Source organism: Lysinibacillus sp. GbtcB16 (genome assembly GCF_019091145.1).
Classification (GTDB): domain Bacteria; phylum Bacillota; class Bacilli; order Bacillales_A; family Planococcaceae; genus Lysinibacillus; species Lysinibacillus fusiformis.
In genome coordinates this window covers 52,403-68,536 of the sequence record NZ_JAGXJV010000008.1, presented here as the reverse complement: position 1 = coordinate 68,536, position 16,134 = coordinate 52,403, and the positions used below count along the sequence as shown (strand labels likewise).

Here is a 16,134-nt window from a genome sequence, read left to right as displayed (position 1 = left end):
GGCTTTTACTTGAAAGATTTATTATATTATCAGGACGTTATGTTACGTGAGTTTGATGCTCATATTATTAGTAAAGAAACCGACGAATTTGGTCGTCATTATGTTGTATTATCTAATACAGCATTTTATCCAACTGGCGGAGGACAACCCCATGATACTGGCACATTGAACGGGATAGAAGTGATAGATGTGGAGAAAGTCGGAGAAGAGATTCGCCATTACATGCAGGGTCATGTATCAGAATTGGAAGGCTTCGTGCACGGTACATTAAATTGGCCTAGGCGATTCGACCATATGCAGCAACATACTGGTCAGCATATTTTAACAGCGGCATTTGTAGAACTTTTTGATGCTCAGACGGTTAGTTTTCATCTAGGAAGTGAGCATGTCACAATTGATATTGCTGTAGATACTTTGACAGAACAACAGCTAACAGCAGCAGAAATACGAGCTAATGAAATCATTTTAGAAAACCGTCCGATAGAAACTACGTGGATTACAGAAAATGAACTGTCCGATTTTAACCTTCGGAAAGAAGTTGCTGTAACTGGAGATATTCGACTTGTTATCATTCCTGACTATGATTACAACGGCTGTGGTGGGACTCATCCAACATCTACTGGGCAGGTCAATGCCATAAAAATTCTAGGTACTGAAAAAATGAAGGGCAATGTGCGTGTCTCATTCGTTTGTGGTCAACGTGTTTTAAACGAACTTGCTATGCGAAAAAAAGTATTAGGTGATGTGGCACGTCAGCTAAGCGTTCCTGAGGTAGAGGCAGCTACAGCTCTCGCTAAAATACTAAGCGCTCAGAAACATACAGAAAAAGCACTTGTTGCAGCCAAGGAGGAGCTCCTAACATACGAAGCAAAAGCGCTCGCTATAAATAGCTCAGGTCTTGTTACTGCTGCTTTTAAACAACGAACTATGCAAGAGCTACAAAAATTAGCTCGTACGATTGTTTCTGAACAAGAAGATATGGTCACTTTGCTTGTTTCTGAAAGTGAAGGCAAGCTACAGTTCGTTGCTGCTAGAGGAAAACATGTATCTAAAAGCATGAAGGCTATTGCCGAAAAGGCATTACCGCTCATTAATGGTAAGGGTGGCGGAAGTGATCAAATGGTGCAAGGTGGCGGTGAATGTATTATTTCTAAAGAAGAACTACTAGAAGCTATGCAAAACGTTTAATATCGCTAACAAAAGAGGAGCTGTCCAATTATGACAGCTCCTCTTTCTTTAATATTTAAATTTTTGAATGGCTCCATATAAACGTTTCGCCATTGCTGATAGTTTTTCAGTTTGATCATTCATCGTTGTAACTGTATTTAACTGTTCTGTTGTAGCATCAGTTACCTCATGCACATAATCACTGGCAGCATGTGCTGTGGCAGCCATTTCTTCCATAGACGCTGAAACTTCCTCTGTATTGGCAGACATTTGTTCCGCAGAGGCATTCATTTCTTCGACTTGGCCAGCTATTTCTCCAACAGCTTGAACTATTTCCTCGAAGCGTTCACCCACTGCCTCAATGGATGCCAATCCTCGTTCCACATTATCTTCACCTAATTCTGCTGCCTTCACCACCTCTAATGTGTACGATTGAACTCGCTCAATTAACACATTAATTTTAGTAGCAGACTCGGCTGTTTGCTCTGATAACTTGCGAACCTCTTCTGCCACAACGGCAAAGCCTTTACCAGCATCTCCGGCTCGTGCAGCTTCAATGGATGCATTGAGTGCTAATAAATTTGTTTGATCAGAAATTGCTGCGATCATATTAGAAATTAAGTTAATTTCCTCTGACTCTTTTTCTAATTTATGAATAATCATCAGCTCGGCGGTAGTCCCTTCCTGAATCTCATTCATGCGACGGATTGATTGCTGGACAGCATCATTACTTTCACTAATTTTCTGGGAAATAAAATCTGTATTTGAGGCAATAGTTGAAGCTACTTCAGCTACATTTTGTATACCTAATGCCATTTGCTCCATAGCAGACGCACTTTCCTCTGCCATGACAGTTTGGCTTTGTGCTCCTCTATCTATTTCATTGATTGCGCCTGCTATTTGTTTAGAATGTTTTGTTACAGCCATTACATCTCCCATTAAATCACATGAAGCTTCATTCACAGTTGTCGCTTCATGGCTCACTTTTGCAATCATTTCTCGCATATTTACAGTCATGCGATCCAATGCACGCGACATTGTCCCCATCTCATCAATACGTTTCAAATACTTCTCAGGAATCTCTTGTGTAAAGTCACCCTCTGATAAGCCTTCGCTAATACGGAGAACATGACGAAGTGGTCTACTAACAGATCGTGAAATAGCAAATGAGATAAATAGCCCTAGTAACGAAACAATAATAGTTGTGACTATAAAGTTTGTCTTGAGTTTAGAAAGCCCCGAAAACATCTCATTTTCTAAAGCAATAACGCCCATTTTCCAACCATTATCAAGTGTATGGTAGCCCATTAAGTTTGTACCTGCATCCTCTGTTTCAAATGAAAAATAACCGCTTTTATGTGCAATCATCTCTTTTGCAGCCAATGCTCTCCCTGTCATTACACCTGTTTCTTCTGCTTCCTCGATGGGGTTATTTTGCTCTTTCACATAGGCATGATTATTATGGCCAATGATAGTTCCTTTAGTGTCTAACATAAATGCATACCCACTGTTTCCAACTTTTATATCCACTACAATATTGGACAAATAATAGCCATCCATACGAGCTAGTAGTAAAGCTTTCTCACCTGATACCGTGTCGATTGGAGAGACAATTAAAATAACAGGCTCCCCGGTTACGCGGCTAATCGTAATTTCGGACATAACGGATTTACCCGTAAAGCCCTCCTTTACATAATCACGATCACCTAAGTCAGCAGTAGTATCATCCAAATAATGAGCGACTCCGTCAGCTTTAATAATGCCAAATCCAAGATAATTTTTATTATCCGCAAGACGTTTCGATAAATATTGTTTTTGCTTGTCAAAATCCATACTACGTACTGCCTCTTGCTCCGCTATTGCATCAACCTCTACTAACGTTAATTGAAAGTGTTCTTCTATGTATTGTGAAACATCCTCAGCTCTAGATACCAAGTTTGATTCCACTTGCTCATTCATTGCCTTCGTACTATTTATCCAAGTAGACAGTCCCAGTGTCCCACACGTCACAAAAACAAGAGCTATAATGGCAACGACTAATTTACCACCAATTCCTTTTATCCACATTCCCTTTTACTCACTTCTTCCATTTTTAGCTATAAAATTCAGTTATTTATGCATTACTTTCAGAGTAAAGTCAGCAAAAGGAGAAGTCAACAAAACTTTTCCAATAAGATTAATTAATGTATAATAATACCATTTACCCTATTGCTATAGTGCTAACAATTTTCTACATTTTTTTAACTTATCGGTATCTTTTGCTATAGGTAGACAAAATTCATTGGCTTTAATGGATGAAATTAAAACTTTTTCCAACAAAAATTGATTATAATTCACATTTTTTGCTGATTATTAGAAATAGGATAGATTCAAAACATTTTGAGGGGAGGATTACGATGAGTTCAGACAAGAACAATGTTTCACGTCGTGACTTTTTAAAGACAACTGGTATTGCTGCTGGTACATTAGTCGGCGGTGGATTAATTGGAGGACTAGTAGGCTACAACATCAATGGTAAAGGTACATCTACTCTGGAGCATGATGGACACGGTACTACAAATGAGGCTCTTGGTTCGCCAAAAGCAAAAATGTTTTTTAGAAATGAGAGAGATTTCAGTATTTTATCAAAGGCTACAGAACGCATTTTTCCTGAAGATGATTTAGGGCCAGGTGCTATAGGATTGGATGTCCCTTATTTTATCGATCATCAATTAGCAGGAAATTACGGCAGTAATTCTAAGGAATATATGCAAGGCCCTTTTGATGTAGGTTCCCCTACTCAAGGCTATCAAAGCCGCCTAACGCGAGCTGAAATTTTCAGACAGGGCATTCAAAAAATGGACGATGAGGCGCAAAAACGTTTTAAGAAGAGCTTTAACGATTTGGATGGTAAACAGATCGATGAAATTTTAACAGCCTTTCAAAAGGGTGAAGTTGAAATGGTTGGTGTACAATCAGCATTCTTCTTTACACTGTTACGAGCCGCTACATTAGAGGGCGCTTATTCTGACCCAATGTATGGAGGGAATCGTAATATGGATGGCTGGCGCATGAAGAACTTCCCTGGCCACCAAATGGCTTATATATCACAAATTGAAGATAAGAAATTCCAAAAAATTGAGCCTAAATCTTTGGGCAACCACTAAGGGGGTTAAAACATGGCCAAAACATTACCAAGTGTAGACGTTGTAACAGTTGGTGTAGGGTGGACAGGTGGTATCGTTGCTGCTGAATGTGCAAAAGCCGGTTTAAAGGTAGTTGGTTTAGAGCGAGGGCAAAAGCGTGGTACTGAAGATTATTTAAACGTTCATGATGAATACCGTTATGCCATTCGTTATGATTTAATGCAAAATCTATCCAAAGAAACGGTTACTTTTCGCAATGATCGTAATATGAAGGCATTACCGATGCGCCAGTTAGGTTCCTTCTTACTCGGAGAGGGGCTAGGAGGGTCAGGAACACATTGGAACGGAATGACGTATCGTTTTTTACCCTATGATTTCCAAATAAAAACGCTAACCGATAAACGTTATGGTCCAAACAAACTTGGGCCAGATTATCTCATTCAGGATTGGGGTTTAACATACGATCAACTTGAGCCTTATATGGACAAGTTTGAAAAAACAGCTGGTATTTCTGGAGATGATAAAAATACATTTAGCGGAAAACGTTCAAACCCTTATCCAACAGGACCTATGAAGAAAACGCCAATGCTTATGCAATTTGAAAAGGCGGCACAGGACTTAAAGCTAACACCTTATATGGTGCCATCAGCAAACGTCTCTGAGGTTTATAAAAACCCAGATGGTGAAACCATTAATGCTTGCCAATATTGTGGCTTCTGCGAACGTTTTGGTTGTGAATATGGCGCAAAATCCTCTGCAGAAATTACAGTTGTCCCTACTGCATTAAAAACAGGTAATTTTGATTTACGCTACAATTCCAATGTTGTTGAAATTTTAAAACAAGGCAATAAGGTTACGGGTGTAAGATATATCGATACCGTATCAGGAGAAGAATTTATTCAGCCTGCCAACGCTGTCGTTTTAACGAGTTACGTCTTTAACAATGCCAAGCTATTAATGGTCTCTGACATAGGCGAAAGATATGATCCTACTACTGGTAAAGGGACACTTGGACGAAATTATTGCTATCAAATATTACCTGGGGCTGCTGGTTTCTTTGAAGAACAATATAACACATTTATGGGGGCAGGCTCTTTAGGCATGTGTGTAGACGACTATAATGGCGACAATTTTGACCATAGTGAATTAGATTTTATTCATGGTGGAAACATCGCTCTTACACAAACAGGGACCCGACCAATTGGGTCAAATCCAACCCCTCCTGATACACCTACATGGGGACCAGAATTTAAAAAGCAATCTATTCATTACTATACACGTTCATTCGGGATTGGTGCGCAAGGCGCATCCATGCCACATAAGCAAAATTATTTAACATTAGATCCAACCTACAAGGATGCATATGGGCTTCCATTAATGCAACTAACGTACAACTTTACGGATCAGGATCGTGCGCTTCATAAATTTATTTCTGCGCGTGCAGCAGACCTTATGAAGCAAATGGGTGCAAAAACAATCGTCCCAAATGCTGAAATTACCGATTATAATATCGTGCCTTACCAAACAACACATAACACAGGTGGGACTGTAATGAGTTTAACGCCAGAGCAAGGTGTCGTGAATAATTACTTGCAGCACTGGGATGTTGATAATCTCTTTGCTGTAAGCGCTGGAAACTTTGCACATAATAGCGGCTACAATCCAACTGGAACGTTGGGAGCACTAGCCTACCGTTGTGCAGAAGGTGTCATAAAGTATAGTCAATCAGGTGGCTCTTTAGTATAAAAAAATCATTCTAAAGGAGGCAAGACTTATGGGAGGTCTAGGAGCAATTGGTGTACCTGGGTTAATTATTATTTTAGTTATTGTATTAATTGTATTTGGCCCAAAAAAATTACCAGAAATCGGTGGAGCAGTTGGTAAAACGTTTGCAGAATTTAAAAAGTCCACTAAGGGACTTATAGACGATGATGATGATTCGGTGAAAAAAGTCGAAAAAAAATCTGATGCTTCGTAGGAGGGTTTCCTATGGATCCTTATGAGGATGGAAAAAGAAAGTTTTTAAGCCCTCTTGATAAACCACAAGCTGAGCCTCCGTTACCTATGGAGGCTTTAGTTGAAATACAAGCGGTAAAAATGGAAGAGCAGCATATAGCAGATGAACCTCTTATACCAGTTAACTCGTTATTGGAACATCTTTCAGAACTACGTAAACAAATAATAAAAGGGCTTACAGTTTTTGTCCTATTTTTTATTGTTGTTTTTTCTACTATTAATATTTGGTTCCCCTTTGTAACCCGTGGTCATTCTCTCATTATTTTAGGGCCACTTGAGGTCGTTAAATTTTATATGACCATTTCAACTACCTTATCATTTGGTCTTGCTATGCCATTTCTTGTTCATTTTATGTGGAGTTTTGTAAAACCAGGGCTAAAAGAAGCGGAAAGTCGATTTTTAGGACTTTATGCACCCGTTATGCTGGCACTGTTCTTATTGGGAATCGCTTTTGGCTATTTTGTTGTAAACCCTCTAAGCTATTCATTTTTAGTCGGCATAGGTGCTACCAATTTTGATGTCATGGTATCCGCTAGTGAATATATGCATTTTTTAATTATGACTACAGTACCACTTGGACTATTATTCGAATTACCCATCGTTGCCTTGTTTTTATCGGCTATTGGGGTACTGACTGCTGAATCCATGAAAAAAATACGAGGCTGGTCATATATCGGAATGGGTGTAGGCTCCGCTGTCATAACACCGCCCGATTTTATTAGTCAACTCCTCGTATTAATACCTATGATTATTTTGTATGAAATAAGTATCTATCTTGTCAAACGCATAGAACGAAAACAAATTGAAAGCACTGCGTAAATTTTACGCAGTGCTTATTTTTTCTTTAAATCCATGACAATAATTTCTGGTAGATTAAAAATGCGGTATGGTACCGAGCTATTGCCCAGACCACGACTAACCACCATCTTAGTCGTTCCTTCATCATAGACACCAGCCGTATATTTTGGAAATAGCCCCTGTCCAGGTGCAACAAGTCCTCCAAGACCAGGAATACGAACTTGCCCACCATGTGCATGCCCAGAAAATACTAAGTCTATGCCATCATTTACATACGTATTAAACACTTCAGGTCGATGTGCCAGTAACATCTTAAACATATCATCTGGTAAATAAGCTGTAGCCAACTCCAACATTTCTTCTGTTGATCTACCCATTAACGGATCTTCAATTCCAACAATCGCCAAGCGCTCCCCGTCGCGCTCTAACACGGTCGATTCATTGGCCATTATATGTACTCCTAACGATGATAGCGCCTCATAAATTTCACTTACCTTATTCGTCGCCACTTCATGGTTTCCTAGTACATAATAAACATCCGTTATTTCAACTAGTCCCTTCACTGCCTGTAGACTTTGTTTTAAATCATAGCGATTGCTATCAATCACATCACCTGTGATAAAAATATAGTCAGGATTTGTTTCCTTAACTTTAGCAATCAGTTTTTGCTGATTGTTACCAAAGAGGGCATCATGTAAATCCGATACTTGTACAATGCGTAGCCCATCAAAGCTGGCAGGTACCTTTTCAGATTCGAATACATGCTTACTAACGACTAGCCAGTGATTGTTTACGTACAAAAAAATGACTATAAAAACAACGAAAAAAACACCATATAATAATTTTTTCAATCGCAATCGCTCACTTTGCGGCTACTTTTTTTCAGAAAAAAATTCTGACTTCCCTATTATAAGCAAAAAACAAATTGATTGTAAGTATATGCACTTTAATTACATAAAATGCACAAAATTCAACTATACCCCTCCCCCCTTTATAGGAAATCATGCGCATTTAATCTATTCGTAGTCAGCTTTCACATGATATAATATGGGTATAATTTCATAATTATGTACATTCAAAAATTTCAACTATCTGTACCTTCCAATTTGACAAGAATGAGAGAACAAAGATGAGAAAGCTATTACTTATTTTTATTGTTATTAGTATTGTAGTGATTGGGTTAACAACTCAATTACTTAATAATGAAAGCCCAAATGCGCCTAAAGCTGTTGCAGGAGTAATCGATCTTAGGCAGTATGACTTGCACGAAAACACTGTAAGTTTGGATGGAGAATGGGATTTCATTCCTGATAAATTATTGAATTATTCAGAATTTGACTCCTACCATTCTTATTTAGTCAATGTCCCTTCACTATGGTCTAGGTATAAGCTGGATGATCAAACTTTCACTTCACTTGGTAGCGGTACCTATCGTTTAAAAGTTCTTATTAATCATACGGATGCTATATTAGGCATAAAAACAGGTAATATTCGAATGTCGAATGCCATTTACATAAATGAAAAACGTATTGGACAAAGTGGGGAACCTGCTGAGAATTCGACATATGTACAACAAAATGTACCGTATGTTGCTTATTTTTCGCCTGACAAGGATGAACTTGAAATCATCATTCATGTCGCTAACTTTGATTATGCATCCGGTGGAGGAATTATTGGTTCTGTTTTTATCGGGGATCAAGAGAGTATTGGTAAGTTAAGAGAAAGCTCGCTTTTCTACGATTTAATTACCATTGCTGCCTTTTTTACTATGTTTATTTATTTTGCTGGTTCCTACTTATATGCCAAGCTTGAAATTGAGCAGCTTTATTTTTCTTTATTCTGCTTTATGGTTGGTTTATACAGTATATCTCATGGAGAAAAAGTATTAATGGAATTACTCCCTATCACCTATGAATCCCTGATTCGAGTCCAAATCATTTCAAGTATCGGCTCAGGTATCTTCATGCTGCTGTATTTTTACCATGCCCTCCAGCAAATTGCCTATAAAAAGTTCGTGAAAGTACTTTGTATGATTGGCATTGTCTTATCAGCTACGGTGATGCTCCCGATATCCATTAGCTCATACTTACAAGCCGTCTATTCTATTTATATATTAATCAATATCTTTTACTTGCTTTATATTCAAACAATCGCAATCTTTAAACGTTTAGTAGGCGCTATTTATTTATGGATTAGTACTATGGCAATTCTTATCTATATGGTTGTAGCTACTTTAAATCTCAATATTAATTTAGAAATCTACTCTTTACCTCCTTTGCTTCCCTTTATTTGCTTAACGATGCTCTCTCTTTATATTTCGCATCGTTTTACAGATTCTTACTTGGAAAAAGGACGATTAACAAATGCTTTACTCCGCGTGGATAAATTAAAGGATGAATTTCTCGCAAAAACGTCACATGAGTTTCGCACGCCATTACATGGTGTAATTGCCATTTCTCAGTCCATGCTAGAGCCCCCTGAGAGCTCAACACTAACGATGGAACAAAAGGAAAAAATATCACTTATATTTAATATTACCGAAAAGTTATCACATCTTGTTAATGACATAGTAGATTTTTCAAAGTTAAAAGAGGGTGAGCTAAAATTACGCCTGGCTAATGTAGACCTTTATTCTGTCACCCATGTGATCGTTGAAATATTGTCGTACATCGGCAATAAGGACGTCAAGATTTACAATTACATTGAACGAGGAAAATTTATTGTTGCAGACGAGGATAGACTGCGACAAATTCTTTATAACATTATTGAAAATGCTGTTAAATATACTAGGCATGGAAAAGTGGAGATATCCTGCTATGAAGAGCAGGGGTTCCTTACTATTGAAGTAAGTGACACTGGTCGAGGCATTGCCCCAGAGCATTTAGAGTCGATCTTTGAGCCATTCCGACAGTTAGAGGATGCAAGTAAAGGGGCCGGACTTGGTCTAAATGTCACAAAAGAACTTGTCAATTTGCATGGCGGGGAAATCACCGTCCATTCAGTGGTCGATCAAGGAACGACTTTCTGTGTCAAACTACCAGTGGAGCCAATTAAGCAAGATCAACAAGAAAAGCAACAGCAAAATAAAATTATATTAACAAAAGACTATTTACCAATAACATTCCCCTATTTTAAGGAAAGGACATCGGGTAAGAAAATATTGATTGCGGATGATGATCATATTAATCTCAAAGTACTAATCGATATTCTTGCAAAGGAGAACTACGCAATCATTGCTGTTGATGATAGTCGGCAAGTTTTTGAACAATTAACTTTGCATCCAGATATAGACTTATTAATTTTAGATATTATGATGCCCAACCTTTCTGGATATGAGGTTTGCCAACAAATTAGAAAAAACTATTCTTCGGCGGAATTACCCATTCTAATGCTTACTGCAGCCATTAGACCAGAGGATTTACTAGCAGCATTCCAATCTGGAGCAAATGATTTTCTCCATAAACCATTAGATACTGCTGAATTGAAGACTAGAGTGCGAAATCTTATTTTATTAAAGGAATCAGCGGAAACTGCCATTAAAATGGAAACAGCATTTTTGCAGGCACAAATAAAACCACATTTTATTTATAACGTTTTAAATTCAATTTTATCGCTAAGCTATTTAGACTTGGATAAGGCCCGTATTATGATAACTGATTTTGCTACGTTCTTAAGAAGTAGCCTTGCTTTTGAGAATACCAATAGCCTTATTCCTCTCGAACAGGAGCTCCTGCTAATTCAAGCTTACGTCAATATTCACCAGACGAGATATCCTGATCAACTTGAATGGGAAATTCAGATGGAGGAGCCATTACGTATACTGATTCCCCCTCTGCTACTTCAACCGTTAGTAGAAAACGCTCTTTTTCACGGTTTAAAAAACAAGCGAGCAAATGGAAAAGTAATAATGACTATTAAGAAAGATCAACAAATGATTGATATTCAAATTGAGGATAACGGTAACGGAATGACACAAGATTTAGTTGAAAAAATTTTATCGGAGGAGCCCTCCGTTCACCAGAGCGTCGGAATCCGCAATATTACCAAACGTCTAAGAAAATATGAAAATACCACTTTCCATATCGAAAGTATTGTCAATAAAGGAACGACTGTAAAATTAAGATTCCCACTATTTTTGGATGAAAAGAGGTGAAAGAATGTTAAAAGCAATCATTGTAGACGATGAAATATTAGCAATCAATTTATTAGAAGCTATGTTAAAGGACAATGGAGCGATTGATGTGATTGGAAAATTTCTCAATCCTTTAGAAGCTATCGCAAACATTCCTACGCTCAAACCCGATATTCTTTTTCTAGATATTGAAATGGCTGAGATGAGTGGTATTGATTTGGCTAGTAAGATAGAAGAATTAACGCATGTTTTGGACATCGTGTTTGTGACTGCCTACGAGCATTATGCGATTGAGGCGTTTTCTGTTCAAGCTATTGACTATATTTTAAAGCCTATTGAAAAAGACCGTTTAATGAAAACAATAGAAAGGATCTCTATACGAAGGGGGAAAATTCAGCAACTATCAGATGGAAGTATACGAAATGAAGATGTTCAAGTCATCGAAAATTTTCACTTCCACCTACACTCAGGAAAGATGTACATCGATGGAATGGCTTTAACCTTATCCACTAAAGAGTTTCATATTCTATACTTTCTAGCACAGCGACCAGGGCAAATTTTCCATCCATCTGACCTGTATAAGCTCATTTGGGCAGAAGATAGTTTAGGACAAACACAGGCATTAAAAGTTCACATAAGCAATTTACGAAAAAAGCTAGAGTCCATCCCTGGCCATCAAGCTAACATTGTAACGGTAAGAGGTTCTGGTTATCAATTCCTCTTTACATAAAGACAAAAAGGCACGACGATTAGTTAATAAAATCGTCGTGCCTCGTTTTATCTTTTTGCCGCTTCTTGAATCTCATTAAATGCCCAATGATTACTTGGAACATCTTTAAATATTGGAATTTGATTTTCCGTTGTTACTTGACGTTCAAATAAGTGATTAAGTATCTTCACTGCTTGTGCCCGTGTTAAATAACCCTCGGGGTCAAATGTGTCTGTCGTTGTACCAGCCATAATACCCCTCGCATTAACAGTATGAATGGCTTGAACAGCCCAATAATTATTACTAACATCCTTGAAAACGTTACTTTGTGAAGTTGGTTTACAAAAATCTGCGTTTGGATTGTTTACACAATGCTTTTCTATCCAACGAGCCGCTACTACAGCCATTTGGGCACGTGAAATAAAACCATTTGGTTGAAAGCTTGCCTCCGTAACACCGTTAAATAAACCTGTATGTTTCACAAATTCAATTGCATCTTTGGCATCATGCTGAACAATATCTGTAAATGTTGCCTTCGAAGTAGGAATTGCATTAACTGTTAATTGTCTAGCAAACATACTTGCCATTTGGGCGCGGGTTACAAAAGCATTCGGTCTGAATGTCCCGTCTGCATTGCCACGAATATAGGCTATATGTGTTGTTGGTTCCATCACATTTTCAGGCAAATAGAGCATAGAGAAGGTAGAGAATTTCTGAACTTCAAATTGCAAACCTTGTATATCTTTTTGATAATCTACCACTTCCCCACGCACTAACTCTTTTGTACCATCGCTATGCTCGATAAAAATAGCTAAATGATCAAGTTGTTCTTGAGTGATATTTTTTGGTAATGGCAGTGTTAAAGTAACAGGACGATTTTGCATATTCGTTTCAATTGTCATCGGACGACCAATTAAATGCACTTTGTCACCTTGTATGGAATTCTTAATTATATCTGCTTCTACTATTCTTTCTTCCACTCGGTGTTGCAGTTCCGATGACTTAATAGGAACTAAGCGGAAGTATAAATCATCGTAAAAGTTCAATAAATTTGGGATAGAAATCACCACATTCACAGTAGCCATTTCTAACTTTATGTTTCCAGAACTTAATTGCGCTATTGAAGATTTGGGAATCTCAATGACAATTTCACTAACTTTATCATTTGTATCAGGAATAATAATCCGAGCAATATCATTACGCAATTGTTTCGCTTTTTCTATTGTTTCCTTAGCAATATCCTCTGACATGGAAACATGATCCTTTATAACTCCATCTGGCATCGTTGTACGAGTAATCGGTGTTTTAGATAAATTTATCCCATCTTCTCCTTCAACCTCTACAACAATACGTTCTGTGTTTGTTGTAGGTGTAGAGCTACCACTAGTACTACTACTATTATTGCTGGTAGGTGGTGATACATTACTGATCCACTTGGCGTAAATAGTCATGTTTCTTGTAATAAAACTACTTTCGAAGTCAAATAGTTTTTCCAGTGTATTGCTTGAGTACCAACCTCCAAATGTGTAGTCTGCTTTCGTTGGCACTGACGTTGGTTTATTTGCTTTTCCTCCATGGGCTACGGATTGATGGGATACCGTACTTCCTCCATCCGTGTTAAAACTCACGGTATACGTCTGTGCTTTCCACTTAGCGTAAATTGTCGTGTTTTCTGTAATAACATTAGTAAAATCATAGGCTTGTGTATGACCAGCATCTTTATACCAGCCTCCAAATGTGTAGCCTGCTTTTGTCGGTGCTGGGGTTGGCGCACTCGCTTTTTCACCATAGGCTAAGGATTGGTCGGATACTGCACTTCCTCCATCCGTGTTAAAACTCACGGTATACGTCTGTGCTTTCCACTTGGCGTATATTGTCGTGTTTTCTGTGATGACATTAGTAAAATCATAGACTTGTGTATGACCAGCATCTGTATACCAGCCTTCAAATGTATAGCCTGCTTTTGTTGGCTCTACCTGCGGCATCGTTGCTTTTCCACCGTGCGCAACGGATTGATTGGCTATTGCACTTCCTCCGTCCACTTCAAAGCTAACCGTATAATTCAGTGGTTTCCACTTCGCATAAATTGTCGTATTGGCTGCAATTTCTTTGTTGAAATCATAGATTTCTGTATACGTTACGTCTGTATACCAGCCTCCAAATGTGTAACCCGCTTTTGTCGGTGCTGGGGTTGGGGCACTCGCTTTTTCACCATAGGCTACGGATTGGTCGGATACTGCACTTCCTCCATCCGTGTTAAAACTCACGGTATACGTCTGTGCATTCCACTTGGCGTAAATTGTCGTAGCCTCAGTGATAACACTAGTAAAATCATAGGCTTGTGTGCGACCAGCATCTTTATACCAGCCTTCAAATGTGTAGCCTGCTTTTGTTGGTACTGGAGTTGGTTCACTTGCCTTTTCTCCATGGGCTACGGATTGATTGGATACTGTACTTCCTCCATCCATTTCAAAACTAACCGTATATTTCAGTGGTTCCCACTTCGCATAAATTGTCGTATTGGCTGTAATTTCTTTGTTGAAATCATAGATATCTGTATGCGTTACATCTGTATACCAGCCTTCAAACGTATAGCCTGCTTTCGTTGGCTCTACCTGCGGCATCGTTGCCTTTCCACCGTGGGCTACGGATTGATGGGATATGGCATTTCCTCCATCCACTTCAAAGCTAACCGTATAATTCAGTGGTTTCCACTTCGCATAAATTGTCGTATTGGCTGCAATTTCATTGTTGAAATCATAGATTTCTGTATGCGTTACGTCTGTATACCAACCTTCAAATGTGTAGCCTGCTTTTGTTGGTGCTGGGGTTGGGGCACTCGCTTTTTCACCATAGGCTACGGATTGGTCGGATACTGCACTTCCTCCATCCGTGTTAAAACTCACGGTATACGTCTGTGCTTTCCACTTGGCGTATATTGTCGTGTTTTCTGTGATGACATTAGTAAAATCATAGACTTGTGTATGACCAGCATCTTTATACCAGCCTCCAAATGTGTAACCTGCTTTTGTCGGTGCTGGGGTTGGCGCACTCGCTTTTCCACCATAGGCTACGGATTGGTCGGATACTGCACTTCCCCCATCCGTATTAAAACTCACGGTATACGTCTGTGCATTCCACTTGGCGTATATTGTCGTAGCCTCAGTGATAACACTAGTAAAATCATAGGCTTGTGTGCGACCAACATCTGTATACCAACCTTCAAATGTATAGCCCGCTTTCGTCGGCTCTATCTCTGGCATCATTGCCTTTCCACCGTGCGCTACGGATTGATTGGATACTGCACTTCCTCCGTCCACTTCAAAACTCACGGTATGCATCTGCGCATTCCACTTGGCGTAAATTGTCGTAGCCTCAGTGATAACACTATTAAAATCATAGGTCTGTGTATAACCAGCATCTGTATACCAGCCTTCAAACGTATAGCCTGCTTTCGTTGGCTCTACCTGCGGCATCTTTGCCATACCGCCATTAATAACCGATTGACTTGGTACCGCACTTCCTCCATCTGTTTCAAAACTGACTGTATGTTTCACTTGAGGTGAGGTATTAAAATCAACTAATGAAATGCTTCCAAAAACAGCATAGTCATCTTTCATATTAGGTGAGGAAAGAATTAGTGTAATAATATTATTACTACCAATATCATTAATATTTTGTTCGGTGAGTAAATCACCGATAGGTAATAAAATAGGGAAATCGAAATTATTAAAACTATAAGCTGGTTTTGAAAAAGCCTTCTCAATCCCTACATTACTTGGTAAGGTAGATAGAGGATATGTACTTCCGTCAGTAACTATCCAATCGTCCGAGCTACCAATATTAATTGTTAAAGATGTTATATCTCCATCACCATCGGAAAATTGCAATGGCGTTAGGCTTAGCTTTGCATTGGAGTAATCATAGTTAGCTGGTAAGTTAAATTTTAGATATGCAGTGTATATCATATCACCTGAATCCCAGCCACCAACCCCAGCCACTTCACCTAGCATAATATCAACTATATTTGGTGTAACTTGAGAAACAGTTCCCGTTACAATCTCATTAGGTTCAATAGTTGTAGTTGCTGCCCTCGCTACTTGTAATTCTAAAAACGGTTGTACAATTATGAGCAACATTGCAATCAACATAAGTACAACATATACTTGTTGACGTTTTTTCATTGA

At 38.6% G+C, this 16,134-nt stretch carries 10 protein-coding genes; 7 read left to right on the top strand and 3 right to left on the bottom strand.

The window, feature by feature from the left end; translation table 11 throughout:
* Window positions 1-9: 9 nt before the first annotated feature.
* Entirely contained in the window at window positions 10-1,188 is a 1,179-nt protein-coding gene (locus KVT27_RS19780) for an alanyl-tRNA editing protein (RefSeq protein ID WP_217581796.1), read from the top strand.
* A 48-nt stretch (window positions 1,189-1,236) separates the two neighbouring features.
* Here the strand turns inward: KVT27_RS19780 and KVT27_RS19775 are convergent, their stop codons facing one another.
* A complete protein-coding gene (locus tag KVT27_RS19775) occupies window positions 1,237-3,234 on the bottom strand; it encodes a methyl-accepting chemotaxis protein (RefSeq protein WP_217581795.1) in 1,998 nt (665 codons plus the stop codon).
* A gap of 329 nt (window positions 3,235-3,563) precedes the next feature.
* Between KVT27_RS19775 and KVT27_RS19770 the strand changes: the two genes are divergently transcribed.
* The 4 genes from KVT27_RS19770 to tatC are packed head-to-tail and all read left to right on the top strand — an operon-like array spanning window position 3,564 to window position 7,127.
* Window positions 3,564-4,313, top strand: a complete 750-nt coding sequence (locus KVT27_RS19770; protein WP_036148186.1) for a gluconate 2-dehydrogenase subunit 3 family protein — start codon at window positions 3,564-3,566, stop codon at window positions 4,311-4,313.
* A 12-nt stretch (window positions 4,314-4,325) separates the two neighbouring features.
* Window positions 4,326-6,038 (top strand): GMC family oxidoreductase, encoded by a 1,713-nt coding sequence (locus KVT27_RS19765; protein ID WP_217581794.1) that lies wholly within the window; start codon window positions 4,326-4,328, stop codon window positions 6,036-6,038.
* Window positions 6,039-6,066: 28 nt separating this feature from the next.
* The gene (gene tatA / locus KVT27_RS19760) at window positions 6,067-6,270 is read left to right on the top strand and encodes a twin-arginine translocase TatA/TatE family subunit (protein ID WP_036122204.1); all 204 of its coding nucleotides are present in this window, start codon (window positions 6,067-6,069) and stop codon (window positions 6,268-6,270) included.
* Window positions 6,271-6,281: 11 nt separating this feature from the next.
* Window positions 6,282-7,127 carry a twin-arginine translocase subunit TatC gene (tatC, locus tag KVT27_RS19755; protein WP_217581793.1) on the top strand — a complete coding sequence of 282 codons (846 nt, stop codon included), beginning with the start codon at window positions 6,282-6,284 and terminating at the stop codon, window positions 7,125-7,127.
* 14 nt (window positions 7,128-7,141) lie between these two features.
* Here tatC and KVT27_RS19750 read toward each other — a convergent pair whose 3' ends face one another.
* Entirely contained in the window at window positions 7,142-7,957 is an 816-nt protein-coding gene (locus tag KVT27_RS19750; RefSeq protein WP_036122198.1) for a metallophosphoesterase, read from the bottom strand.
* A gap of 278 nt (window positions 7,958-8,235) precedes the next feature.
* On the opposite strand from KVT27_RS19750, the gene KVT27_RS19745 reads away from it, so the two are divergent.
* Both KVT27_RS19745 and KVT27_RS19740 read left to right on the top strand, forming a co-directional pair.
* The gene (locus KVT27_RS19745; RefSeq protein ID WP_036148188.1) at window positions 8,236-11,259 is read left to right on the top strand and encodes an ATP-binding protein; all 3,024 of its coding nucleotides are present in this window, start codon (window positions 8,236-8,238) and stop codon (window positions 11,257-11,259) included.
* A 4-nt stretch (window positions 11,260-11,263) separates the two neighbouring features.
* Window positions 11,264-11,968, top strand: coding sequence for a DNA-binding response regulator (locus KVT27_RS19740; protein WP_036122186.1), 705 nt, complete (start codon window positions 11,264-11,266; stop codon window positions 11,966-11,968).
* Between the two features lie 47 nt (window positions 11,969-12,015).
* Here KVT27_RS19740 and KVT27_RS26760 read toward each other — a convergent pair whose 3' ends face one another.
* Window positions 12,016-16,131, bottom strand: coding sequence for an InlB B-repeat-containing protein (locus KVT27_RS26760; RefSeq protein ID WP_254636207.1), 4,116 nt, complete (start codon window positions 16,129-16,131; stop codon window positions 12,016-12,018).
* Between the last annotated feature and the right edge of the window lie 3 nt (window positions 16,132-16,134).

Coding starts and splice junctions, on each gene's coding strand:
- KVT27_RS19775 (WP_217581795.1), bottom strand. CDS start 3,234: ATGTGGATAAAAGGAATTGGTGGTAAATTAGTCGTTGCCATTATAGCT.
- KVT27_RS19770 (WP_036148186.1), top strand. CDS start 3,564: ATGAGTTCAGACAAGAACAATGTTTCACGTCGTGACTTTTTAAAGACA.
- KVT27_RS19765 (WP_217581794.1), top strand. CDS start 4,326: ATGGCCAAAACATTACCAAGTGTAGACGTTGTAACAGTTGGTGTAGGG.
- tatA (WP_036122204.1), top strand. CDS start 6,067: ATGGGAGGTCTAGGAGCAATTGGTGTACCTGGGTTAATTATTATTTTA.
- tatC (WP_217581793.1), top strand. CDS start 6,282: ATGGATCCTTATGAGGATGGAAAAAGAAAGTTTTTAAGCCCTCTTGAT.
- KVT27_RS19745 (WP_036148188.1), top strand. CDS start 8,236: ATGAGAAAGCTATTACTTATTTTTATTGTTATTAGTATTGTAGTGATT.
- KVT27_RS19740 (WP_036122186.1), top strand. CDS start 11,264: ATGTTAAAAGCAATCATTGTAGACGATGAAATATTAGCAATCAATTTA.
- KVT27_RS26760 (WP_254636207.1), bottom strand. CDS start 16,131: ATGAAAAAACGTCAACAAGTATATGTTGTACTTATGTTGATTGCAATG.